Raw genomic sequence first — 24,197 nt, forward strand, 5'->3', positions numbered from 1 at the left:
CTTCGCACGGATCGCCGCCCGCCACGTCGAGCCGATGCACGACCTCGCGTCGCGCACGACATCGAGCGGGGACCGCCCAGGACCCCCGCGAGGCCATCCCTCCGCGTCACCGCGGCAGCGAGGCCGACGCGCGTATCACTGCGGCCGCGAGCCCGGCGCGGTCGCGCTCGACGACCACCTGCCAGGCGCTCTCGCCTCGGCGGCGAGGCTCCGCCGCTCGGGACCCGGCCGCGAGCGCGCTACAATGGCGCGACACGCCGTCGGTCCCATGTCCACAGTCCGGTACTTCGACGAGCTCACTCCGTTCACCCGCCGGCGCGAACCCGTCGTCCTGGCCGACTGCGTGCTCGTGACCGGCGGCTGCAGCGTCGGGGCCGGGCGCGACATCCTGTTCTGCCTCGAGCGCACCAGCGGCAAGGTCCGCTGGGAGTATCCTCCTCCGTGGAAATATGCGCCGCGGCTGTCGCAGGCCGTGCACACGGGCGGGCTCGTGTTCGTGGTCGACAGCATCCACCGCGTTCACGCGCTCGACCTCGCGACCGGCGCGGTGCGCTGGCAGTCGGCGTATCGCGCCGAGCCCGGGTCCTTCGATCATTTTCTGGCCGGGGACCCCTGCGTCGTCGGCGACACCGTCGTGTTCGGCGATTCGCTCGGGTGGTTGCGCGCCTTCTGGCGGTACACCGGCGAGGCGCGGAAGGAGCAGCACTTCGACCGCTCGCTGCTCGCGGTCCAGCACGACCGCGACGACCTGTGGCTCTCGGGCCAGGAAGGGCTGGTCGCCGCCCTCGATCCGCACACCCTCGCGCCGCGCTGGCTGGCCCCGCTGCCGCGGCCGCTCGCGTGGCCCCTGGTGACCACGAGAGACCACGTCGTCGCCCGCTCGGAGGACCACGAGCTGTTCGCGCTGGCGCGGCGCGACGGCCGGCTCGCCTGGCGCCTCGATGCCATCGCCTGCACGGCGGAGCTGGCCTGGCGCGGCGCGTCCCTGTTCGCAGTGACGACCGCGGGCGAGCTGTGCCGGATCGACGCGGCGACCGGACAGCGCGAGATCTGTCTCCGAGGACAGATCCCGCAGATCGTCGGCAAGCCGGCGGTCGATGATGACTTCGTCTACGTCGAGACCGCGCAGGGACTGATGAAGCTCGCGCCGGCCGAGGCGCACGTGAGCCTGTGGCACCGCTGCTTTCCCACCCACAAGCCGGCGACGCTCGTCTGCGAGGGCGATGAACTCGTCGTCTACCGCGAGCGGGGCCTCCGGGGCTACTGCGCGCGGATCGTGCGCGGCCAGCAGGTGTGGGAAGCTCGAGTCGGCGACTACGGCCTCACGTGACAGGGCGGACGACGCCGCGGCCGCTCCTTCGTCGGCGTCGGCGCTTTGCACAATGAGGCCGACGACTATCGCCGGCCGCGAGGCTGGGCCGCTGCGATTCGTGAGCAGCGGCGCCCGTGGCGGTCTTGCGCGTGGCTCGGGCGCCTCGGCCCGGCTACTTTGACGGCGAGCGGTTCGCCGGGCTCATGTCGGGCCCGCCATCGCCGCTGTTTGGGAGTTACTCATGGCAAAGGACAAATGCTGCATCGAACCGGCCGACCTTCGGGTCCTCACCCTCGATACCGCGAGCGAGGGCGTGCACATCGTCTATACCGTGCCGGCCGGCAGGGTGTTCGTGGTGACGTCGTGGACGATGTCGCTCGACGGTCAGGCGACCGCCACCGCCCGCATGCTGCGATCGGGCTCGCGCGTCGCGGTCAACCGGATCTTCGAATCGCTGCGGCAGCTGCATCACCTCACCTTCCCGACCGGCATCGCCTTCGCCGCCGGCCAGGACATCGTGGTGCACAACACCTTCAACTGGGCCCAGCACACCCTCCACGGCTACGAAGTCGACGATTGAATCACCGCCCTCACCCGTCCGCCGGCGGCCCGCAGAAGCGGCTGACGAGCTGCAGCAGGTCGTCGATGTCGATCGGCTTGCTCAGCCCTTCCAGGCCCATCGCCATCGCCTTCTCGGCCACGCAGTGGTCGCCGGACACCACCACCACCGGCACCGCCGCGATCGCCGGGTCCTCGCGTTGTTCGTTGCGGAACTCGACCCCGTTCATCACCGGCATCATGAGGTCGAGCAGGACGAGGCACGGGCGGACCCCGCTGCGCAGCGTCTTCAGGGCCTCGCGGCCGTTGCCGGCGGCCGCCACGCGATAGCCCGACACCTCGAGCACCGTCTGCAGCGTCTCGCACACGTCCGGGTCGTCGTCCACGACCAGCACCAGACCGCAGGGCTTCTTCTCTGCAATCACGAGGAGCAACCTCCGTCATGGGTCTCGGCCGGCGTCGGCCGCGGGCACGGCAGCTCGACGGTGAAGGTCGAGCCCGCGCCCGGCGTGCTGGTGACGCGGATCGAGCCGCAGTGGCCCTCGACGATCCGGCGGGCGATGTAAAGGCCGAGGCCGAGCCCGCCGTAGTTCTGGGCCGAGACGCCGCGCTCGAAGCGGTCGAAGATCCGCGTCAGGCGGGCCGGATCGATGCCGATCCCGTGGTCCGTGATCGTCACTCGCGCGAGGTCGTCCGCGCGGCCGACCGCGATCTCGATCGGCGCTCCGGCGCCGAACTTGGCCGCGTTCGAGAGGATGTTGGACACCACCTGCTCGAGCCGCGACCGGTCCCAGCGGCCGACCACCGGGCCCTCGGCCGCGATCGACACGGAGCTGCCCGAGCGGGCCAGATCGGGCTGAAACCGGGCCACGACCTCGCGCACGAGCGCGGTCAGCTCGACCTCCGCGAGCGTGAGCGCGAGCTGCCAGGTCTCGATGCGCGACACGTCGAGCAGGTCGCCGATGAGGCGGTTCATCCGCCCCGACTGACGGATCGCCAGGTCGAGCAGCTTGCCGGCGATCTGCGGATCGAGCGGCTTGCCGCCCGGCGCCGCCTTGACGATCGTCTGCAGCGCCAGGGTCAGCGACGTCATCGGCGTGCGCAGCTCGTGCGAGGCGACCGACAGGAATTCGTCGCGCAGGCGCAGCGCGGCCTGGGCCTGGAGGTAGAGCCTGGCGTTGTCGATCGCGATGCCCGCGCGGCGAGCGAGCTCGACGAGCAGGTCGAGGTCGGCGGCCACGTAGCGGAACCCCGGCCGCCACGAGGCCAGCGTGATGGCGCCTAGGATCCGCGAGCCGGCCAGGAGCGGCGCCACGATCCCGGCCTCGGCCACGAGCGCGCGCAGCAGCCGGGCGTGGCCCTCGTCGACGGTGTAGCGGGCGACGTAGTCGTCGCTCATGTCGACGCGCAGCGGTGTGCCGGTCCGGATCACGTGGGCCGACGGGTGGTTCGAGTCCATGCGCGGGGGATAGCGCGTCCGCAGCTCCTCGAGCAGGGCCGCCTTCGTGGGATCGGGCGGCCTCGAGGTGAGGCGGCGGATCTCGCCGTCCTCGACGATGTCGATCGCGCACCAGTCGGCGAACGTGCGCACGCAGAGGTCGGCTAGGCGGTGCAGCACCTCCTCGTAGTCGAGCGACTCGCCGAGCAGCTTGCTCGCGTCGCCGAGGAACGCGGCGCGCCGGTGATCCTCCTCCGCGGCCTGGCGGGCCGCCTGCTCCTGGGCCAGCAGCGTCGCGTTCTCCAGCGAGATGGCCGCCTGCGACGCCAGCAGCTCGAGGACAGTCAGCTGCTCGCTGCGGAAGGCGCTCGTGACCAGGCTGTTCTCGAGGTAGAGGACGTCCTGCACCGCGCCGCGGCGACGGATCGGGACGCACAGCAGCGAGCGCGGGTGCACCGTGCGCACGTACTCGTCGAGCCCGAACCGGCCCGGGTCGGCGCGGGCGTCGTCGAGGAGGACGCGCTCGCCCGTGCGGTGCACGTATTGCACGATCGACGTCGGGACCAGCCGCGCCAGCGCCTCCGCGCCGCGCCGCTGCAGGTCCGCGCGCATCCCCGACTCGTCGAGCGTGGCGCTGGCCTCGAGCGACCATTCGCCGCCGCGGATCCGGATCAAGTGGGCCGTGTTCGCGCCGCTCTGCTCGAGCACCACGCCGAGCAGCCGGCGCAGGAGCTTCTCCTGCACGATCTCGCTCGAGATCGACTGCGAAGCCTTGGTCACCGCCAACAGATCGATGCGATCGGCCGTGACCGCGTCGGCCTCGTCGCCGGCGAGCGCCCTCCCCTCGCTCAGGCGCGGCTCGAGCTCGTCGAGCTGACGGACCTTGCCGTGCGCCCCCCATTGCACATAGCCGGCCCGCGCGGCCCGCAGGTGCGTCTCGGCCAGCATCAGGAGCCCCCGGTCGCGGTAGTAGCGGGCCAGGAGCTCGTCGGCGATCGCCTGATTTTGCCCGAAGCCGTGCTCGCGGGCCCCGCGGATCGCACGATCGTAATTGTGCAGCGCGTCGCGCTCGCGGCCCTCGAGGCGGGCGATCTCCGCCGAGACCAGCGCGTGCTTGTGGCTGAAGTTCTCCGGGCAGGTCGCCGCCCACTCCGCCAGCTTCGCCTGGTGCCGCGCCAGCACCCCGAGCGCCTCCAGCTGCCGCTCGGGCGGAGCGTGCGACACGTCGGCCGCCAGCGCGAGGGCATAATAATACCAGTACTCGGGCTCCTGAATGTGCGCCAGCGAGCACCACAAGATCGGCGCCGCCCGGTCGCCCGCGGCCAGCGCCGCCACGTAATCACCCGAGAGGAAGCGGGCCTGCAGCTTCATGATGTAATACCAGCACTTGACGACGGTCCACGGCGATTCGTCCATCTTCGCCTGATAAGCGGCGTCGTCGAAGCCGGCCTCGCTGAAGCTCGAGAAGCTCTCGGTCCGCCCCTGGAGGTTGCGGACCAGCCGCAGGATGCCGACGAGCACCTCGGAGGACCCGGCGAAGTTGGCGTTCCGGGTGAACTCCAGGCGGCTCTCCGTCTCCCGCTCGATCTGGTCGAGCGGCTCGCCGAGGACCAGCAGGTCGGCCACGTAATGATTGCAGCAGTAGCAGGCGAAGGTCAGATCGCCGGTCTGCAGCGCGGCCTGGAACGCGACCTCGAGGTAGCGCAGCGCGCCGCGGAGGTGCCTGGTCCAGAAGCAGATGCAATCGCCGAAGATGCAGTGCAGCTTCGCGCGATGGGCGATGAGCCCGCGCCGCTCGGCCAGATCGTAGCCGAGCTTGCCGAACTGATACCCCTCGCGATAGCGGCCGAACTGCGGCCCGAGCACCATCCCGAAGTACGCGTAGCCGAGCGCCGAGCCCTCGCCGTTGCCGTGGCGCAGGCTGATCTCGACCATGCGGCAGTAGCAGAGGAACGGCAGCTCGGGGTCGGTGTTGAGGGCCGGCGCGAACAGCACCGCGAGGATGCCGAGGGCGGCGCGCATGTCCGGCTCGGTGAGCGGGGGCAGATCGATGAGGTCCTCGATCCGCCGCCCCCCGACCTCGTCCCAGAGCGACTGCAGCTCGCGGCGCACCTCGGCCCGCGTCGGATGGGCCGACAGCTGGACGCCGAGCAGCCGCAGGCCGTCGATCCCGCGCTCCACCGCCGTGCTCAGCTCCTGCCGGCTCGTGAACAGGTCGACCTCCACCCGCCGGATCTCCGCCCGCTCGCGCCGGGTCTGCGCGTGCTCGAACAGCGCCGCGAATTGCGACTCCGACGCGTCGAAGTGGCCCTGCAAGTACTCGCATTCGGCCCGCCCGAACCCGAGCGAGAAGGCCAGCGAGTGCCGGGCCTCCCACACGTCGGGGCCGAGCAATCCGATCCCGGCCGAGAAGTACCGCGTCGCCGCGGCGTAGGCGGTCGAGGCCTTCGCCTTGCGCCCGGCCGCCAGGTGCAGCTCGGCGACCCGCACCTTCTCGTCCGCCCGCGCGAGCAGGTGCCCGCCCTGCTCGAAGTGGCTCGCCACCTCGAACACCCGCGCGTCCAGCTCCTCGCGCGACAGGCGGGCCAGCAACAGGCGACCGATCCGCAGGTGGACCTCCGCCTGCGCCTCCGCCGGGATGAGGGAGAACGCCGCCTCCTGCACGCGGTCGTGCGCGAACCTGTAGGCGTCGCCGTCGCGGAGCACCAGGCCCGAGCGGACCGCCGGACCCAGGTCCTGGTGCAGCTCCTCCTCGGGCCGGTCGGCGAGCGCCGCGAGCAGGCCGACCTCGGTGACGCCGCCGAGGCAGGCGGCGAGCTTGAGGGCCTCCCGCGCCGGTGTGGCCAATCGCCGCAAGGTCCGCACCATCAATTCGGCGACGTTGTTGGTCGACGCCTTGACGCGGATCCGCGGGATGTCCGCCGACCACCGCCCGGACGACACGTCGAGCGCGACGAGCCCCTCCTGGTGGAGCATGCTCAGGAACTGCAGGGCGAAGAACGGGTTGCCCGCGGTCTTGTCGTGGACGAGCCGGGCGAGCTGCCGCGCGTCCTGGACGCGGCCGCCGAAGGTCGCGGTCACGAGCGCCTCGACGTGCTCCTCGGACAGCGGCGCGAGCACGATGTCGCGGACCGACACCCCCGCCCTGCGCACCCGCGCGAGCGCCGACATCAACGGATGCGCCGCGCCCACCTCGTTGTCGCGGTACGCCCCGATCCACAAAAAGTGGTGGACGTCGGGGTGCGTGACCAGGTGAGCGAGCAATTCGAGGCTGGCGGGGTCCACCCATTGCAGGTCGTCGAGGAACAGCGCCACCGGGTGCTCGCGGGCCGCGAACACCCCGAGGAATTGACGAAACACCAGATGGAAGCGGCTCTGCGTCTCCGAGCCCGACAGCTCCGACACCGGCGGCTGCTCGCCGACGATGAGCGCCAGCTCGGGGATGACGTCGACGATCAGGCGCGCGTTGAGCCCGAGCGCCGCGGTCAGCCGCCCGCGCCACTCGGCGACCCGCGCCTCCGGCTCGGCCAGGATGTCGCGGACGAGCGCGCGGAACGCCTGCGAAATGGTGGCATAGGGGATCCCGCGCTGGTATTGATCGAACTTGCCGGAGAGGAAGAAGCCGCGCGCCTGGACGATCGGCCGCTGGAGCTTGTGGACCAGCGACGACTTGCCGACCCCCGAATAGCCGGACACCGCGACCACGCCCGGCGCGCCGGTCTCGACCACCGCGTCGAGGGCGGAGAGCAGCGCGGTCAGCTCGCGCTCGCGGCCGTAGAGCTCCTGCGGCACGCAGGGCCGCTCCGACAGGTCGTCCTCGCCGAGCGGAAACGACTCGATCCGGCCGCGGGTGCGCCAGGCCGCCAGGCACCGCTCGAGGTCGCAGCGGAGGCCCCGCGCGCTCTGGTAGCGGTCCTCCGCGACCTTGGCGAGCAGCTTGAGCACGATCGCCGAGAGCACCGCCGGCACCGACGGTCGCAACGATGCCGGCGGCGTGACGCGCCGCGCCACGTGACAGTGGATCCATTCGAGCGGGTCGCTGGCGCGAAACGGCAGGCGCCCGGTGAGCATGCGATAGAACGTGACGCCCAGCGAGTAGAGGTCGGTCCGGCAGTCGAGCGGGCGGTTCATCCGCCCGGTCTGCTCCGGCGACATGTACGGCAGCGAGCCCGCGTGGAACCACGGGGTCTCCGCGCTCCTCGGGTCGCGCTGCCGCTTCGAGGCGGCGCCGAGGTTGGCCAGCTTGACCTCGCTGCGGACGGGGTCGACGACGATGTTGTCCGGCTTGAGATCGCTGTGGACCAGGTCGCGCCGGTGGAGCTCCTCGACCGCGGCGGCGATGCCGATCGCCAGCGCGAGGAAGCGATCGATCGGCAGCGGCGTCGTGGTCAGCAGCTGCTCGAGGAACGTGCCGTCGAAATGCTCGAGCACCAGCGCGGGCATACCGCGATATGTGTCGAGCGCGAGCGGCTTGACCGTCCCCGGGATGTCGAGCGATCGCCCGAGCTCGTACTCCGCCCGCAATCGCTCGACCTCCCGCGCCGGACGCAGCCGCGGGTCCAGCGTCTTGATGACGACCGCGCGGTTGTCCTCCACCCGAATCGCGCGGTAGACGCCCGCGCCGGGGCTCTGACACAGCAGCCCGGTGGCGCGGTACTTGGCTGGGTCCGCTGTCCCTGCGTCGCCCACCGGATAACCGTGGCGTGCCCCACGGGCGAAATCCAAAAGGGTTGTCGTCCCCTCGGCTGCGCTCGGGCAGGCTCCTGCTACGGGTTTTTCCGCGTTCGTCCGCGTCACGCGCCGAACACGGAACACCGCGGGCGAGCCGGTCGCTTCATGGCGAGGCGCGCGCCGCTCGCCGCGACGTCCCCGGCGCTCATTCGCGGGCGCCGAACGCGTATGTCATCACCAGATTGGCCCAGCAATCTTCACTGCCGTGATTGACGTACGAATGCGGCACGTCGGCGACGAACGAGATCGCGTCGCCCTTGGCCAGCTCGTACCGCTCGCCGCCGATCTCGAGCTCGAGGCGACCCGCGGTGACGATCAGGATCTCCTTGGTGCCCGGCCGATGCGCCTCGGCGTCCTCGCGGCTGTGGGCGGCGAAGAACAGCTCGTAGAATTCGGCGGGGGTCTGCTCGTTGAGCGGATACAGGGCGCGCGACGAGAAGCGGCCGTCGGGGCTGACGAGCCGCCGCGCCTCGGCGCCGCGCATCACGCGAGTGATCGCCCGCTGCGGGCTGCTGAGCAGCGCGGAGAACGGCACGTCGAAGGCCTGGGCGATCTTCCACACCACGCCGACCGACGGCGAGACGCGGCCGTTCTCGATCTGCCCGAGCAGCGAGCGACCGAGGCCGGTCTGGCGCGCGAGCACGTCGAGCGAGAGGCCCTTGCGCGCCCGCAGCTCGCGCAGGTTGGCGCCGACGATCGCGTCGAGCGTCGGCTCGGGCACGCCGCAGCTCGAGCCCGCGTCGCCGTCTTCGGGCTCGTCCGCGGCCGCCGCGGGCTCGCGCGCCGGCGCCGGCGACCGCTCGATCGGCAGGCCCGCGTCGGCCCACGCGCTCGTCCCGCCGTCGAGCGAGTACACCTCGACGAGCCCCGCCTGCTCCGCCAGCTTCGCCGCGGTCAGGCTGCGCATGCCCCGGGCGCACACGAACAGCACGCGCTCGCCGCGGACCTTGTCGCGCGGCGCGTCGCGCAGCTCGGCCAGCGGCACCGAGCGCGCCCCGGGCACGTGACCCGAGACCCACTCGTCGGGCTCGCGGACATCGACGATGTCGAGGTCGCCAGCGGCGACGAGGGGCTCGGCGTCTCGGGGGGTCAGGATGCGCGGCACCGCCTCATTGTAGCGCAGCGGGCTGGCCGGGCCGACCGGACTGCAAGCGCCGGAGGGCGGCGACCAGCGCGTCGATGTCCTCGCAGGTGTTGTAGGGCGCCAGCGAGGCGCGCACCGTGGCCTCGACCCCGAAGCGGCGGAGGATCGGCTGCGCGCAGTGGTGGCCCGAGCGGACCGCGATCCCCTCGCGGTCGAGCAGGCCGCCGACCTCCTCCGTCTTCTGCCCGGCCAGCACGAACGACAGCACCCCGGCCTTGCCCGGCGCGGTGCCGATCATCGTCAGCCCCGGCACCGTCGCCAGTCGCTCGGTCGCGTAGACCAGCAGGTCGTGCTCGTGGCGCGCGACGTTGTCGAGGCCGACGGCGACGAGCCACTCGAGCGCGGCGCCGAGCCCGACGGCGTCGGCGATGTTGCCGGTGCCCGCCTCGAAGCGCGCCGGCGCCGGGTGATACGTGGTCCGCTCGAAGGTCACGTCCTGGATCATGTTGCCGCCGCCTTGCCACGGCGGCATCGCGTCGAGCAGCGCCTGCTTGCCGAACACCACGCCGATGCCGGTCGGCCCGAACACCTTGTGGCCGGAGAACACGTAGAAGTCGCAGTCCAGCTGTTGCACGTCGACGGCCATGTGCGAGACCGCCTGGGCCCCGTCGAGCAGGACCACCGCGCCGTGCCGGTGCGCCATCTCGATCATCGCCCGCGCCGGCGTCACCGTCCCGAGCGCGTTCGACACCTGCGGCAGCGCGACCAGCCGCGTCCGCGGGTTCAGCAGCTTCTCGTACTCCTCGAGGACGATCTGGCCGGTGTCGTCGACCGGCGCGACCCGCAGCCGCGCCCCTCGCTCGGCGCACAGCAGCTGCCACGGCACGATGTTGGCGTGGTGCTCGAGCCAGGTGATCACGACCTCGTCGCCGGCGCCGACGTTGCGCCGGCCCCAGCTCTGCGCCACCAGGTTGATGCCCTCGGACGCGCCGCGCACGAACACGACCTCGCGCGTCGACGACGCGTGGAGGAACCGCCGCACCGACTCGCGCGCGCTCTCGTAGGCGTCGGTCGCCCGCGCCGCGAGCGTGTGCGCCGCGCGGTGGATGTTCGAGTTCTCGCGCTCGTAGAAGCGCGCCAGGCGATCGATCACCGCCTGCGGCTTCTGCGTGGTCGCGGCGTTGTCGAGCCACACCAGCGGCTTGCCGTGGACCCGCTCCTGCAGGAGCGGGAACTCGCGGCGCAGCGCGTACGGATCGAACACCCCGGGCCCTCGCAGGGTCGGCCCCGCGAGCGGCGAGAACTCGTGCGCCTCGAAGCCGCCGAGATCGATCGCCGGCGCAGCCGCGGAGGTGGCGGGCAACCAGTAGAGCGCCGAGCCCTCGGGCGCGACCTCCGGGACCGCGACCACGCCGTCGAGCAGCGCCACCGATTCGAGCGCAGTCTCGGCCAGCGCCCCGAGCTCGACCTCGCCGAGCCCGTCGAAGCGCAGCGGCGCCGCGAACGGCGACTGCGACCACTCGCTCGGCGCCGCGTCGGCGAACGGCGATTGCGTCGCCGTCGGTGCGGACAATTGCGGCGACGGCGACAGGATCGGCGGTTGCGCCGACGCCGTCGATTGCGGCGACTTCGACGGCGCCTCCAGCGATTGCGCCGGGACCGGCGAGCTCGCCGGCCCTGCCGCGGGCACCGCAGCCGCCGGGCCGCGAGCGGCCGGCGCGGGCGTCGTCGTCGGCGCGCCCGGCAGCTCCGGGCTCGGCGGGTATTGGTGGTACTCGACGTCCGGACGCGCCCCCGGGCCGAGCTCGAGCTCGAGCTCGGCGGGAGCGGGCGGCGCGGCGAACATGTCGTTCGCCATCCGCCCGATCATCGTCGCCAGCGCGGCGGGATCGAAGTCCGGCACGGTCGGCGCCCCGGGCACGCGGGCGCCGGCGAGCGCGACGCCGGGGGTCGGCGCGGCGCTCGTGGGCGTCGCGGACGCGGTCGGCAGCAGCGACGTGAGGAGGCCCAGCTCCTTCGGATCAAGTGTAGTCATAGTAGTGATCGATGACGACGCCCTCGAGCATCCCCACCGCGTCGTGGGTCAGGATCGCGACGGAGCAGTACAGCGCCAGCAGGTAGTAGGCCGCGCCCGCCTGGTTGATCCCCATCAAACGCACCGACAGGCTCGGGCTGACCTCGCCGGGGATGCCGGGCTGGAACAGGCCGACCACGCCGCGCTTGCGCTCGCCGGTGCGCAGCAGCAGCATGTCCGTCTTGTTGCCCTTGATCGGCAGCTTGTCGCATGGCACGAGGGGCAGCCCGCGCCAGGTCATGAACTGCGACCCGAACAGCGTGACGATCGCCGGCGGCACGCCGCGGCGGGTGCACTCGCGGCCGAACGCGGCGATCGCCTTCGGGTGGGCGAGGAAGAACGCCGGCTCCTTCCACACCGTCGAGATCAGCTCGTCGAGGTCGTCCGGGGTCGGCCGGCCCTTGCGCGGCGCGATGCGCATGTCGGGATCGACGTTGTTGAGCAGGCCGTACGCGCGGTTGTTGAGCAGCTCGTTCTCCTGCTTCTCCTTGAGCTTCTCGACCGCGAGCGTCAACTGCTCCTTGACCTGATCCATCGGGCTGCGGAACAGGTCCGACACCCGCGTGTCGATCTCCACGGTGGTCGTGATCGACGTGAGCACGAACTCGCGGGGTTGCAGGTCGTAGTCGCTCAGCGCGCGCGGCAGCGGCTCACCGGACTCGGGGCTGCAACGGACCTCGAAGTCGTCGTCGAGCGCCTGATTGAGGCGATAGACGCCGGCCTCGACCGGCGTCCACGGCAACATCTGCGTCAGCCAACGCGGGGTCGCGCCGCGCCATTGCGGCGGAGTCTTGGTGGTGTTCGCGAGGTGCCGTGCGGCGCGCTCGCCGATCGAAGTTCGTCGTTCTGCCATGGTCGAGGGGCTCCGAGAGAGCGCCGCTCGCGAGCCGAAATGGGACGCTCACGCGGCGGCAGACCGCAGGCTAACAGAAAGGCCCGCTGCACAATCGCCATTCGTCGCTCGTGTCGCCGGGGCGACCCAATGCGTATAACGCCGTTCCTGCGGCGGAACGACGAGGGACCACCGAACCATCGCGTCTTTTGGGCGGCGCCGCGGTCGCCGTCGGCGTGCTCCGGAGATCTCGATCTCCAAATGCCCCGGAACCGCGTCCCGCCGCCGTCGACATTGTCGCGACGCCGTCACGAAATGCTTTTTGACGTCTAGAGCGCAACGACGCCGCGCCGGCCGTGCATTTTCGTCAGCCCCGCGGTCTGCGGGCGGATTCGAGCCTCCGGCGACCTTCGGGGGCGCGGGGCCTGGCCGCGCCGCACCTGCCGCGAACCACGACTCCCCACAATCTCGCGCCTGCGCTTCGCACTGCGATCAATCCTCGCGGTTCAGCGAACGGCCGATCGCAGCACGCGCCCACTGCGAGCATTCGCGACGCGGCCCACATTCGTCGCACTCGCCCCGTCCCCCTCGCCGAGCGCCGGGCGCCGCGGCCTCGTGCGCGACCGCCTCCGCCCGTCCGTGGTAGTCATGCGCATGGCGCTGACGGCCACGCTCTACCACCTGCAAGTCAACCTCTCCGACATCGACCGCGGCGTGTACGAGGACCTCGATCTGCGGATCGCCCGCCACCCGTCGGAGAGCCTGCGGTTCATGCTGACGCGCACGATCGCCTACTGCCTGAGCCACGCCGAGGGCATCGCCTTCAGCAAGGACGGCATCGCCTCGACCGACGACCCGCCGATCGCCGTGCGCGATCCGACCGGTCTCCTGCTCGAGTGGATCGACGTCGGCAGCCCCTCCTCCGAACGCCTGCACCGGGCCACCAAGGCCGCGCGACAGGTCTCGCTGTTCACCGCCACCTCGCTCACCCAGCTGCGCCGCGACGCCGCCGCCGGCGCCATCCACAAGGCCGACACCATCGCGGTGTGGCTGCTCGATCCCGCCTTCCTCGACGCCCTCGCCGACCGGCTCGACCGCAAGGTCCGGCTCGAGCTCGTGCGCACCGACGGGCGGCTCTACGTCACGATCGGCGGCGAGACCGTCGAGGGCCCGCTCACCCGCGACTCGCTGGTCGAGGCGTGAGCCTGCCCGTCAGCCGCCCACGCCGTGCAGGCGCAGGCGCAGGCGCACGAACCACGCGAACACCTTGAACCCGGGCGACCCCGGCGGCGGCACCGGCCGCACGCGCGTGTTGTGGAACGCGGCGATCGTCCAGCCCTCGCCCGCGCGGACCAGCACGTACGTCTGCCGCGACAGCCGGTCCGGCGGCAGCCCCTGCTGCCACGGCCACACCACCGCCCCGAGCGCGTGGGCGACCGCAGCGTCGGCGCCGACGAGGCGCACGTCCTCGACCTCCCCGCGCAGCGCGGTCGCCCGCAGCACCGTCGAGAACAGCGCGGCGTGGCCCCGCTCGACCTCCTCGCGCCCGCGGGCGATCGACCCGTCGAACGCCACGTAGTCGACCTCGGGCGCGAACAGGGCCGCGTAGGCCCGCGCGTCGCCGCGTCCCCACGCCTCCCAGGTCCGCAGCACGTGCTCCCGGATGTCCCGCGCGTCGTCATTCATGCTCGACGGAGTAGCCGCGGTCGGGGATGACGACCAGTGATAGTTCCTCATACAATCCATCACCCGCCGTGATATCCGTCGACCTCGCAGCGATCGACCTCAACCTCTTCCTCGTGCTCGAGGCGGTGCTCGCCGAGGGCAGCGCCACCGCGGCCGCGCGTCGCCTGCACGTCACCCAGTCGGCGGTCTCGAACGCCCTGGCGCGCCTGCGCGAGGTGGTCGGCGACCCGCTCGTCGTCCGCCGCGGCCGCGGCCTCGTGCCCACCCCGGTCGCGCTCGAGCTGGCGCCGCGCGTCGCCGCCGGCCTGTCCGAGCTGCGCGCCGCCCTCGCGCCGGGCCGCGGCTTCGACCCTGCGACCACCACCCGCCGCTTCACCATCGCCCTCACCGACAACCAGGAGGTGTCCGACCTGCCGCGGATCGTCGCCCGCTTCGAGCGCCAGCTGCCGCGCGCGTCGCTGCAGGTCGTCACCGTCGAGCGCCTGATCGCCAGCGACGGCCTCGCCGCCGGCCTCGTCGACGTCGCCCTCGCCCCCGCCGCGGTCACCGCCCCCGGCCTGCACCAGGCCCCGCTCTACAGCGAGAAGGGCGTCCTGGTGGTCCGCCGCGACAACCGCAAGGTCGGCCGCCGCCTCGACCGCGCGGCCTTCGAGGCGACGCCGTACGTCGACGTGCAGATCGTCGGCGAGGGCGGCCACGGCCACCGCGTCGCCCGCGACACCCTCGCGCGCGCCGGCCTGCGCCGCCGGGTCGTCCTGACCGTGCCGCACTTCATGGCCGCGGCGGTGGCAGTGTCGCGCACCGACTGGATGACCGGCCTGCCCCGCCGCTTCGCCGCCGAGGTGAGCCGCCGCCTGCCGCTGCGCACGGTGGGCGCCCCGCACGAGCTCGTCGACTTCCCGATCGCCCTGCACTGGCACGCGCGCACCGACGCCGACCCGGGGGCCCGCTGCTTTCGCGAGCTCGTGGTGGCCGCGATCGGGGCCCCGCGCGGGCGACGGGCTTGAGGCGGCTGCTGTCTCTCGGGACAGGCGCTCCGCTCTCGCCACGAATGCGCCCGAGCCCCGGGCGCGGCCGGGGCCTCGGGCGGCAGCGCGCGCCTCAGGTCAGGCTCGCGCGGGCGAAGTTCGTCAGCGACGCGAACGTCTCGAAGCGCTTCTGGATGGTCGCGGCGTCGAGGCCCTTGAGGCGGTCGTAGGAGAAGCCCTCGACGCAGAAGGACGCCATCACCGAGCCGTAGATCATCGCGGTGCGCAGCGACGCGCCGCCGGGCTCGACGCCGGGGCGGGCCAGATAGCCCATGAAGCCGCCGGCGAAGCTGTCGCCGGCGCCGGTCGGGTCGACCACGTCCTCGAGCGGCAGGGCCGGGGCGGAGAACACCTCGCCGTCGGCGTCGAACAGCAGCGCGCCGTACTCGCCGCGCTTGATGACCACGTTGCGGGGGCCGAGGGCCCGGATCGCGCGGGCGGCCTTGACGATGTTGTGCTCGCCGCTGAGCTGGCGGGCCTCCTCGTCGTTGAGGGTCAGGACGTCGACGTTCTTGAGGACCGCCTTGAGGTCGTCGTTGGCGATCGAGATCCACAGGTTCATGGTGTCGAGGCCGACCAGGCGCGGCCGCTGCATCTGCGCGAACACGTCGCTCTGCAGGCGCGGCTGGATGTTGGCCAGGAACAGGTACTCGCTGCCGCGGAACGCCTCCGGCAGGCGCGGCTGGAACTTCTCGAACACGTTGAGGTGCGTCTCGAGCGTGGTCCGGTCGTTCATGTTCTCGTGGTACTGGCCCTTCCAGCGGAAGGTCAGGCCGTCCTGCACGACCTCGAGGCCCGACACGTCGACGCCCGCGGCCTTGAGGTCGGCCACCGCGTAGTCGGGGAAGTCGCGGCCGACCACCCCGACCAGGCGCACCTGCGACAGGTACGACGCCGCCATCGCGAAGAAGGTCGCCGACCCGCCGACGCTCTCGGGCCGCTCGGCGCGGGGCGTGATGATCCAGTCGATGGCGACGCTGCCGACGACGACGAGGTGGGGCTTGTGCACGGTCATGGCTCTCTCTTCGTTGCTGTTCGTTCAGACATGCCTGATGAGACAGGCATCAAGGGACATGGGCACTGGCACATGTCCGGGTGGACATCTCACTCGGTCGGCAGCAGCAGGTGGCCCGCGATCAGGTCGAGCCGCTTCAGCGTCTCGGCCGGGATCCGGGTCCGGTCGGTGATGAGCGCGTGCTGCAGCGCGCGCGGGTACGGCAGCTCGGCGGTGCGCTCCGGCAGCCCGGCCGCGAGGCGGGCGATGAGCCGGCGCGACAGGGCCACGTTGGCCTTCAGCACCGCGATCACCGCCTCGACGCTGACCTCGACCTCGCTCTGGTGCCAGCAGTCGTAGTCGGTGGCCAGCGCGACCAGGGCGTAGGCGATCTCGGCCTCGCGGGCCAGCTTGGCCTCGGGCAGCGCGGTCATGCCGATCACGTGCGCGCCCCACGAGCGGTACAGGTTGGACTCGGCGCGGGTCGAGAACGCCGGGCCCTCCATCACCACGCACGTGCCGCCGACGTGGACCCGCGCGCCCTCGGCCTCGGCCGCGCCGGCGACGCGGCGCGAGAGGCCGGCGTCGACCGGGTCGCCCATCTGCACGTGCGCCACCAGCCCGCCGCCGAAGAAGGTCTGGGCGCGACCCGCGGTGCGGTCGATGAACTGATCGGGGATGACGACGTCGCCGGGCGCGATGTCCTCGCGCAGCGAGCCGACGGCCGACACGCTGAGCAGGTGGGTCACGCCGAGCTGCTTGAAGCCGTGGACGTTGGCGCGGAAGTTGATCTCCGACGGCAGCAGCACGTGGCCGCGCCCGTGCCGCGGCAGGAACACCGCGCGGATCGGCGGCAGGCCGCCCGACCGCGGCAGGAGCCCCACCGTGTAGAGGTCGGACGGTCGTCCGAAGGGCGTCTCGAGCGCGACCTGCTCGACCTCTTCGAGCCCGTCGATCTCGTAAAGCCCGGAGCCGCCGACGACTCCCAGCACCAGACGATCGCGGGCCTCGGGCGAAGCAGGATGCGGGGTCGACATGCGCGGCGAGGATACCGGCGGCCCCCGTACGCGCCAAGCGCCGTTGCGCGCGACCCCTCACGCACGTTACACACCGGTCACGCCACCCGAGTTCCATCACGACCGCCGCGGCTGCGTCGCTGCCGGTCACCCTGTCACCGCCGCGGCCGCCATGCACGCGCTCGCGGCCGGCGGCAACGCGTTCGACGCCGTGCTCGCCGCGCTGATGGCCGCGTGCGTCGCCGAGCCGGTGCTCGCCTCGCCCGGCGGCGGCGGCTTCATCCTCGCGCTGCCGGCCGGCAGGGAGCCGCGGCTCTACGACGCCTTCGTCCACACGCCGCGCGTGCGTCGGCCGCCGGCCGAGGCCTGCGCGCGCGAGGTGATCACCGACTGGGGCACCGCGCAGCAGGCGTTCCACATCGGGGTCGGCTGCGCCGCCACGCCCGGCCTCGTCGCCGGCATGTTCGCGGTCCACCGCGACCTCGCGCGCCTGCCGATGCCCGTCATCACCGCCCCGGCCGTGCAGGCCGCCCGCGAGGGCATCGCGGTGTCGCAGTTCATGGCCTACCTCATGACGCTGGTGGCGCCGATCTACCTCGAGCTGCCGGCCGCGCGCGCGATCTTCGGCGACCCCGCGGCCGTGGCGGGCGGCGCCCCCGTCCCGGTCAAGGCCGGCGGGCGCCTCGTCAACCCTGTCCTCGGGGACATGCTCGAGCAGCTCGCGCGCGAGGGCGAGGCGCTGTTCTACCGCGGCGACGTCGCCGCCGCGATCGTCCGCCAGAGCCGCGAGGCCGGCGGCCACCTCACCGCCGACGACCTCGCCGCCTACCGCGTCCAGGCCCGCGCCCCGCTGCGCCTGCGCTACCGCGACGCCGCCCTGCTGACCAACCCCCCGCCGGCCGCCGGCGGGCTGATGATCGCCTTCGCCCTCGCCTTGCTCTCCGGACATGACCTGAAGGCCATGGGCTTTCAGACAACCGAGCACATGGCCCTGCTGGCCCGCGCCCAGGCCGAGACGGTGCGCGCCCGCGCCACCGCCGGCCCGCCGCGCGAGGGCGTCGAGGCGGCCTGGCTCGGCGGCGACCTGCTGGCGGCCCACGCCGCCGCCCTGGCCGGCCCGCTGCGCAGCCGCGGCACCACCCACATCAGCGTCATCGACGCCGCCGGCAACGCCGCCTCGGCCACCGTCAGCAACGGCGAGGGCTGCGGCGAGATCGTCCCCGGCACCGGCATGATGCTCAACAACATGCTCGGCGAGGACGACGTCAACCCGCCCGGCCCGCACGCCTGGCCGCTCGACCGGCGCCTGGCGTCGATGATGTCGCCCACCGCGATCGTCGGCGACGACGGCAGCCTGCTCGTGTGCGGCAGCGGCGGCTCCAAGCGGATCCGCACCGCCGTCCTCCAGGTCGTCTCCAACGTCCTCGACTTCGGCCTGCCCCTGCCCGAGGCGATCGCCGCCCCCCGCGTCCACGTCGAGGACGACCACGTCAGCTTCGAGGCCGGCCTCAGCCCCGCCGCCGCCGAGGCCCTCGCCGGCCTGTTCGCGCGCACCACCGCCTGGCCCGGCCTCAACATGTTCTTCGGCGGCGTCCACTCGGTCCAGCGCGCCGGCGACGGCCGCCTGACCGGCTTCGGCGACCCCCGCCGCGACGGCGTCTGCCTCGGCGGCGAGTGACCGCGGCGGCTCGCCCTGTACGCACGCACATGTCTCAAAGATCATGCACTTCCGAGCATGACTGATCAGACATGTCCTTTTCATCACTCTTCCCCGGCCTCCGCCGCCCCGGCCGCACCAGCGACGCCGCGCACGGCAGCACCAGCAGCGTCAGGAGCAGCGTCGACACCAGCCCGCCGACCACCACGGTGGCCAGCGGGCGCTGCACGTCGGAGCCGATCCCGGTCGCGCGCGCGGCGGGGACCATGCCGAGCAGCGCCACCAGGATCATCAGCAGCAGCGGACGCACCGCCCGCGTCGCCCCCTGCACCGTGCGCTCGCGGACGTCGTCGCCGGCCCCCGCCGCGCGGATCGACTCGGCCAGGAGCACCCCGCTCATCACCGCGACCCCGAACAGCGACACCATCCCGACCGCCGCCGACACGCTCAGGTGGATCCCCCGCAGCCACAGCGCCAGCACCCCGCCGAGCAGCGAGAACGGCACGCACGCCAGCACCAGCAGCGCCCAGCGCAGCGAGCGGAACGCGAAGAACAGCAGCGACACGATGATCCCGAGGGTCAACGGCAGGATCACCACCAGCCGCCGGCGCGCGCGCTCGAGGTTCTCGAACTGCCCGCCCCACTCGACGTGGTAGCCGGGCGGCAGCTGCAGCGCCGCCCGCAGCCGCCGCTGCGCCTCGGCGACGAAGCCGCCCTGGTCGCGCCCGCGGATGTTGGTGCGCACCGTGATCTGGCGGTGGTTCTCGCGCCTGGCGATGATCGTCGCGCCCTCGACCACGTCGATGTCGGCGACCTCGGCCAGCGGCACTCGACCGCCCCGTCGCGGCGTGATCAGCAGGCGGCCGATCGCCTCACCGCTGGCGCGCGCCTCGGGGATGAAGCGCAGCGCCGCCGCGAACCGCCGCGAGCCCTCGTAGACCGTGGCGATCGGCCGCCCACCGATCGCCAGGCTCACCAGCTGCTGCACGTCGGTGACGTCGACCCCGTAGCGGGCCATGTCGGCCCGCCGCAGCCGCAGCCGCAGCTGCTCCTGCGGCGCCTCCTGCTCGATCGCCGTGTCGGCCGCGCCGGCGATCCCCGCCACGATCTCGCGGCTCTGCACCGCCAGCCGGCGCAGCTGGCCGAGGTCGGGTCCGCGGAGGATGATCGCCAGGTCGGCCGACGAGCCGGTGGCCGCCTCGGTCGCGTTGTCGAGGATCGGCTGGGTGAAGCTGAACGTCCCGCCGGGGATCGCCGCGCGCAGCCGGGTCGCCAGGGTCTCGACCAGGTCGGCCTTGACCTGCCCCTTCGGCCATGTGTCGTACGGCTGGAGGTCGACCAGGAACTCGTTGCGGTTGGGCCCGTACGGGTCGGTCCCCGAGTCGTTGCGCCCCGTCTGCGAGGCGACCAGGCGCACCTCGGGCGACTGCCGCACCAGCCCGCGGATGGTCGTCGCGATCTCGGCCGACTTGAACAGCGACAGGCCGCGCGGCAGGTTGCAGCGGATCCAGATCGAGCCCTCGTCGAGCTGCGGCAGGAACTCGGTGCCCACGCGGCGGCCGAGCAGCACCAGCGCCACCACCGTCCCCAGCGCCGCCCCCGCGACCACCAGCCCGGCGCGCCGCACCAGGCGCCGGATCAGCCACGCGTAGCCGCGGGTGATCGCCGCCATCACCCGGCTGCCGCGGCTCGCCACCCCGCCGCGGAACAGGTAGCTCGCCAGCACCGGCGTCAGCGTCAGGCACAGCAGCAGCGAGCCGAGCAGCGCCGCGCTGACGGTGAACGCCATCGGCGTGAACAACCGCCGCTCGACCCGCTGCAGCATGAACAGCGGCAGATAGGCGGAGATGATGATCGCCAGCGAGAACACGATCGGCCGCGCCACCCCGCAGGCCGCCTCGCCGATCAGCGCCGGGTCGGCCGGGGCCTGCGGCTCCGCGCGCTGCTGCAGGCGGTGCACGATCGCCTCGACCATCACCAGAGAGCCGTCGACGATGATGCCGAAGTCGAGCGCCCCCAGGCTCAGCAGGTTGGCCGGGATCCCCGCCAGCTTCATGCACGCGAACGCGAACAGCAGCGACAGCGGGATCGTCAGCGCCGTCAACAGCGCCGCGCGCACGCTGCCGAGCAGGAACACCAGCACCAGCACGACGATCGTCACGCCCTCCGCCAGAGTGCGCGCGACCGTCCGCAGCGTGCGGCCGACCAGCTCGCTGCGGTCGTAGAACGCCTCGATGCGGGCCCCGGTCAGCTCCTCGCCGGCGTTCAGCGCCTCCACGCGGGCGTGGATGCCCTTCAGCACCTCGCTGGGGTTCTCCCACCGGCGCATCAACACCACGCCCTCGACCCCGCCCTGCGCCTCGTCGAGGCCGAAGATGCCCGTCGGCGGCGCCGCCCCGATCTTCACCGTGGCGACGTCGCGGACGAAGATCGGCACCCCCTCGTCGACGCCGACCATCGTCGACGCGATGTCCTCGGCCGTCTGCAGCTGGCCGACGCTGCGCACCGCGATCGACTGCTGCCCGTTGTCGATCACCCCGCCGCCGGCGTTCTCGTTGTTGTCCTGGATCGCCGCGGCGATGTCGTCGATCGACAGGTGGAACTTCTCGAGCGCCAGCGGATCGAGCTCGACCTGGTACTGCCGGACCTCGCCGCCGAAGGTGACGACGTCGGCCACGCCCGGGGCCTGCAGCAGCCGCGGCGCGACCACCCAGTCCTGCAGCGTCCGCAGCTGCATCGTCGTGAGCGTGTCGCTGACCAGGTGGTAGCGGAGCATCTCGCCGATCGCCGTCGACATCGGCCCGAGCGACGAGTCGACCCCCGGCGGCAGGTCGGCGGCGCGCAGCTTCTCGAGCACGACCTGGCGCGCGACCAGGTCGTCGATCGCGTCGTCGAACGTCAGCTCGACCACCGACAGGCCGAAGATCGTCCGCGAGCGGCGGCCGATCACGTGCGGCACGCTGCCGAGCGCCCGCTCGATCGGCACCGTCACCAGCTGCTCGACCTCCTCCGCCGCGTAGCCCGGCAGCGTCGTGATCACCACCACCTGCGTGTCCGACACGTCCGGGTACGCCTCGATCTTCAGCGTCGCCAGCGAGTACGCCCCGACGGCGATCCACACCACCGCGACGAACAGCACCGCGAGGCGGAAGCGCAGGGCCAGGTGCGGCAGCCGTGTCAGCACCCCTCGCCTCACTCCGACGGCAGGAGTAAAAGGCCGCCGTCGATCACCACCCGCTCGCCGACCTTCGCGCCCTCGGCCAGCCCGAGCCACTCGCCGCTGCGCGCCCCGATCCTCACCGGCCGGACCTCGAAGCGCCCCGGGCCGCGCTCGACCAGCACCACGTCGCCGCCGTCGCGGTGCAGCACCGCCGACTGCGGCACCGCCGGCATCGACGTGGTCGCCCGCGAGTGACGCACGCGGCCGAACATCTCCGGGCGCAGGCGGCCGTCGGGGTTCGGCAGCAGCGCCTGGACCTTGATCGTCCGCGTCTTCGGATTGACGGTGTCGGCGATCCGCACCACCTCGGCCGCGAACGTCTCGCCCGGGTAGGCCGCCAGCTCGGTCTGCATCGACTCGCCGACCGCGACGAGGCGGATCAGGTTCTCGGGCACGTCGGCGGTCACCAGCACCGCGCTGAGGTCGGCGATCGTCATCAGCGGCTGCGCGGTGTCCGAGTGGAACTCGCCCGGCGCCACGTGCAGCTCGAGCACCTTGCCGGCGATCGGCGCGGGCACCGAGATCGTCCCGCGCGGGTCGCCGACTTTGAGCCCGAGGAGGCCGAGGCGCCGGCGCGCCTGCTTGCGATCGGCCTCGCTGCGCACCACCCCCGCGCGGGCCTCCACGTACGCCGCGTCGACGTTGTCGACCTCCTTGCGGGCCACCGCGTCGTGGGCGAAGAGGCCGTGCACGCGCTCGCGGTCGGCGGTCGCCTTGACCATCCCGGCCCGCGCCGCCAGCACGTCGGCCTCCGACTGCTCGAAGTGGGCGATCGCCGCGTCGGCCTCCGGGCTGTCGAGCACGAGCAGCACGTGGCCGGCCTCGACGCGGTCGCCGACGCGGACGTCGACCTCGCGCACGCGCCCGGTCACCGGCAGCAGCACGTGCGACAGCCGGCCCGGATCGATCTCGATCTGCGCCGGCGACACCACCTCGTCGGTCGACAGCTCGCGCGCCACGACCTCGCCGATCTTCAGGCTCGTCAGCATCGGCGAGTCGGCCGGCAGCTCGATCTGCGGCGCCCCGCCCGGCTGCACCGGCGCCGGCGCGGCCCCTCTCGGCTCGCGCTGCGGCGCCCGCGATCGACACGGCCCCAGCGAACCGACCACCCACATCGCCAGCCACCACCCGCGCGCGCTCACGGCGGGCTCCCGAGCGCGGTCACTGCGTCGATCTCGTACAGCGCCCTGGCGAAGTCCGCCCGCGCCTCGTTGTAGGTCCGGCGCGTGTCGTTGTGGGCCCGCTGCGCGTCGATCAGCTCGATCAGGCTGGCCTCGCCGCGCCGGTACGCGTACTCCGCGGTCGCCAGCACCTGCTCCGCCCGGACCAGCATCCCGCCCTCGAAGCTGGCCAGCAGGTCACGCGCCACCTCGTACGCCACGTGGGCGTTCTCCGCCTCGATCCGGATCGCCTGCTCGACCGCCAGCGCGCGCTGATCGGCCTGCGCCGCTTGTTGACGCGAGCGCTCGATCTGCCCCTGATTGCGGTCGAACAGCCGCAGCGGGATCACCACGAAGAACCCGAGCGAGTTGCCGGTGCCGGCCAGGCCCTGCTGGCGCCGGGCCTCGACGCCGACGCTGAGATCGACCTTGCCCTCGGCGATCTGGCGGCGGATGTCGAGCTGGGTGAAGCGCTGCTCGCTGTGCGCCGCCCGCAGATCGGGCCGCCGGCGTAGCGCCAGCGCCTGGATCTCGCCCAGCGATCGCGGCGCTGCGTCGGCCCGCATCTCGCCCGTGACGGAGATCGCAGCGGCGACCTGCGTGCGGCCGAGCAGCAGCGCCAGGTGGTTGGTAGCGATCCGTTGCGCCCCCTGCGCCTGGCGCAGCTCGTTGCGGGCCTGCAGCTCGGCGATCTGCGCGCGCGTCAGGTCGACCTTCGCCAGGTCGCCGTTGTCGACGCGGACCTCGTTGAGCGCGACCACGCGGGCGAACAAGTCGCGGTTGATCACGGCGAGCTCGACCGCCGCGGCCGCGGACTGCACGTCGACGCAGGCGCACTGGACGTCGCGCACCAGCCGGCGGACCGCGTCGCGCAGCTGCTGCTCGGCGACCACCACGCTCTCCTCCGCGACCTCGATCCGGCGCTTGCGCTTGCGGCCGGTGCGGAACAGCCAGTCGGTGCGGACGAAGAACTCCTCGGGGCCGGCGTGGTTCACGTCGTCGTAGTGCGTCCCGAGCAGGTCGAGGTGGTCGGCGCCGACGCTGAACGTCGGGTTCAGGCGCAGCCGCGCGGTCACGGTCTCCGCCCGCGCCAGCGGCACCTCGTAGGTCTGCGCCAGCAGCTGCAGGTTGTGCCGCAGCGCCTCGTCGACCGCCTCCTCCACGCTCATCGCCTCCACGCCCGCCGCCGCCGCCGGCGCGGAAGCCACCGGTGCCGCGGCCGCCTGTCCCGAGAGCCAGGCGATCACCAGCGCGGCCGCGCCGCCGACGCGGGACCTGCCGGAGCGGGGGCGCGAGCGAGACACGCGACGGTGTATGCGAGCGGCCCCGGCCGGCAAGCGAGCGCACGGCGGTCGAGGATGCCCGCGAGGACATGCTCATCCGGACATCATGGCCCCGCCGGCGCCC

Annotated in this window: 16 protein-coding genes; 5 read left to right on the forward strand and 11 right to left on the reverse strand. The window is 72.6% G+C overall.

All coding sequences use genetic code 11. The features are described from left to right. The first annotated feature begins 268 nt into the window (after window positions 1-268). A complete protein-coding gene (locus O0S08_RS28130) occupies window positions 269-1,330 on the forward strand; it encodes an outer membrane protein assembly factor BamB family protein (protein WP_269032415.1) in 1,062 nt (353 codons plus the stop codon). A gap of 223 nt (window positions 1,331-1,553) precedes the next feature. After that, window positions 1,554-1,892, forward strand: coding sequence for a hypothetical protein (locus tag O0S08_RS28135; protein ID WP_269032416.1), 339 nt, complete (start codon window positions 1,554-1,556; stop codon window positions 1,890-1,892). Window positions 1,893-1,902: 10 nt separating this feature from the next. Here the strand turns inward: O0S08_RS28135 and O0S08_RS28140 are convergent, their stop codons facing one another. The 5 genes from O0S08_RS28140 to O0S08_RS28160 form a co-directional block, all read right to left on the reverse strand. Next, window positions 1,903-2,295, reverse strand: a complete 393-nt coding sequence (locus O0S08_RS28140) for a response regulator (RefSeq protein WP_269032417.1) — start codon at window positions 2,293-2,295, stop codon at window positions 1,903-1,905. Next, a complete protein-coding gene (locus O0S08_RS28145) occupies window positions 2,292-8,033 on the reverse strand; it encodes an ATP-binding sensor histidine kinase (protein WP_269032418.1) in 5,742 nt (1,913 codons plus the stop codon). Before O0S08_RS28145 ends, O0S08_RS28140 begins: the two co-directional genes overlap by 4 nt. 151 nt (window positions 8,034-8,184) lie before the next feature. Beyond that, entirely contained in the window at window positions 8,185-9,144 is a 960-nt protein-coding gene (locus tag O0S08_RS28150; protein ID WP_269032419.1) for a rhodanese-like domain-containing protein, read from the reverse strand. A gap of 4 nt (window positions 9,145-9,148) precedes the next feature. Further along, a complete protein-coding gene (locus O0S08_RS28155) occupies window positions 9,149-11,158 on the reverse strand; it encodes a family 2A encapsulin nanocompartment cargo protein cysteine desulfurase (protein WP_276082549.1) in 2,010 nt (669 codons plus the stop codon). After that, complete coding sequence (locus O0S08_RS28160; RefSeq protein ID WP_269032420.1) at window positions 11,145-12,050, reverse strand: family 2A encapsulin nanocompartment shell protein; 906 nt, start codon at window positions 12,048-12,050, stop codon at window positions 11,145-11,147. The genes O0S08_RS28155 and O0S08_RS28160 overlap by 14 nt, the downstream gene beginning before the upstream one ends. 633 nt (window positions 12,051-12,683) lie before the next feature. Between O0S08_RS28160 and O0S08_RS28165 the strand changes: the two genes are divergently transcribed. Continuing rightward, window positions 12,684-13,232: a YaeQ family protein gene (locus O0S08_RS28165; protein WP_269032421.1), complete on the forward strand. Its 549-nt coding sequence runs from the start codon at window positions 12,684-12,686 to the stop codon at window positions 13,230-13,232. Between the two features lie 9 nt (window positions 13,233-13,241). Here the strand turns inward: O0S08_RS28165 and O0S08_RS28170 are convergent, their stop codons facing one another. After that, window positions 13,242-13,715, reverse strand: coding sequence for an SgcJ/EcaC family oxidoreductase (locus O0S08_RS28170; RefSeq protein WP_269032422.1), 474 nt, complete (start codon window positions 13,713-13,715; stop codon window positions 13,242-13,244). Window positions 13,716-13,783: 68 nt separating this feature from the next. Here O0S08_RS28170 and O0S08_RS28175 point away from each other — a divergent pair, with 68 nt between their 5' ends. Next, complete coding sequence (locus tag O0S08_RS28175) at window positions 13,784-14,722, forward strand: LysR family transcriptional regulator (RefSeq protein WP_269032423.1); 939 nt, start codon at window positions 13,784-13,786, stop codon at window positions 14,720-14,722. A 94-nt stretch (window positions 14,723-14,816) separates the two neighbouring features. Here the strand turns inward: O0S08_RS28175 and O0S08_RS28180 are convergent, their stop codons facing one another. Together O0S08_RS28180 and mtnP are read right to left on the reverse strand one after the other, a co-directional pair. Continuing rightward, window positions 14,817-15,758 carry a PfkB family carbohydrate kinase gene (locus O0S08_RS28180; protein WP_269032424.1) on the reverse strand — a complete coding sequence of 314 codons (942 nt, stop codon included), beginning with the start codon at window positions 15,756-15,758 and terminating at the stop codon, window positions 14,817-14,819. An 89-nt stretch (window positions 15,759-15,847) separates the two neighbouring features. Then, window positions 15,848-16,774 carry an S-methyl-5'-thioadenosine phosphorylase gene (gene mtnP, locus O0S08_RS28185; protein ID WP_269032425.1) on the reverse strand — a complete coding sequence of 309 codons (927 nt, stop codon included), beginning with the start codon at window positions 16,772-16,774 and terminating at the stop codon, window positions 15,848-15,850. Window positions 16,775-16,925: 151 nt separating this feature from the next. Between mtnP and O0S08_RS28190 the strand changes: the two genes are divergently transcribed. Continuing rightward, complete coding sequence (locus tag O0S08_RS28190; RefSeq protein ID WP_269032426.1) at window positions 16,926-18,431, forward strand: gamma-glutamyltransferase family protein; 1,506 nt, start codon at window positions 16,926-16,928, stop codon at window positions 18,429-18,431. Between the two features lie 34 nt (window positions 18,432-18,465). Here the strand turns inward: O0S08_RS28190 and O0S08_RS28195 are convergent, their stop codons facing one another. The 3 genes from O0S08_RS28195 to O0S08_RS28205 are packed head-to-tail and all read right to left on the reverse strand — an operon-like array spanning window position 18,466 to window position 24,094. Then, entirely contained in the window at window positions 18,466-21,594 is a 3,129-nt protein-coding gene (locus O0S08_RS28195) for an efflux RND transporter permease subunit (protein WP_269032427.1), read from the reverse strand. Window positions 21,595-21,602: 8 nt separating this feature from the next. Continuing rightward, window positions 21,603-22,772 carry an efflux RND transporter periplasmic adaptor subunit gene (locus O0S08_RS28200; protein WP_269032428.1) on the reverse strand — a complete coding sequence of 390 codons (1,170 nt, stop codon included), beginning with the start codon at window positions 22,770-22,772 and terminating at the stop codon, window positions 21,603-21,605. Continuing rightward, window positions 22,769-24,094: a TolC family protein gene (locus tag O0S08_RS28205; RefSeq protein WP_269032429.1), complete on the reverse strand. Its 1,326-nt coding sequence runs from the start codon at window positions 24,092-24,094 to the stop codon at window positions 22,769-22,771. The genes O0S08_RS28200 and O0S08_RS28205 overlap by 4 nt, the downstream gene beginning before the upstream one ends. Between the last annotated feature and the right edge of the window lie 103 nt (window positions 24,095-24,197).

Source organism: Nannocystis punicea (genome assembly GCF_026965555.1).
Lineage (GTDB): Bacteria > Myxococcota_A > Polyangia > Nannocystales > Nannocystaceae > Nannocystis > Nannocystis punicea.

Coding starts and splice junctions, on each gene's coding strand:
- O0S08_RS28155 (WP_276082549.1), bottom strand. CDS start 11,158: ATGACTACACTTGATCCGAAGGAGCTGGGCCTCCTCACGTCGCTGCTG.
- mtnP (WP_269032425.1), bottom strand. CDS start 16,774: ATGTCGACCCCGCATCCTGCTTCGCCCGAGGCCCGCGATCGTCTGGTG.
- O0S08_RS28180 (WP_269032424.1), bottom strand. CDS start 15,758: ATGACCGTGCACAAGCCCCACCTCGTCGTCGTCGGCAGCGTCGCCATC.
- O0S08_RS28170 (WP_269032422.1), bottom strand. CDS start 13,715: ATGAATGACGACGCGCGGGACATCCGGGAGCACGTGCTGCGGACCTGG.
- O0S08_RS28190 (WP_269032426.1), top strand. CDS start 16,926: ATGCACGCGCTCGCGGCCGGCGGCAACGCGTTCGACGCCGTGCTCGCC.
- O0S08_RS28160 (WP_269032420.1), bottom strand. CDS start 12,050: ATGGCAGAACGACGAACTTCGATCGGCGAGCGCGCCGCACGGCACCTC.
- O0S08_RS28135 (WP_269032416.1), top strand. CDS start 1,554: ATGGCAAAGGACAAATGCTGCATCGAACCGGCCGACCTTCGGGTCCTC.
- O0S08_RS28130 (WP_269032415.1), top strand. CDS start 269: ATGTCCACAGTCCGGTACTTCGACGAGCTCACTCCGTTCACCCGCCGG.
- O0S08_RS28165 (WP_269032421.1), top strand. CDS start 12,684: ATGGCGCTGACGGCCACGCTCTACCACCTGCAAGTCAACCTCTCCGAC.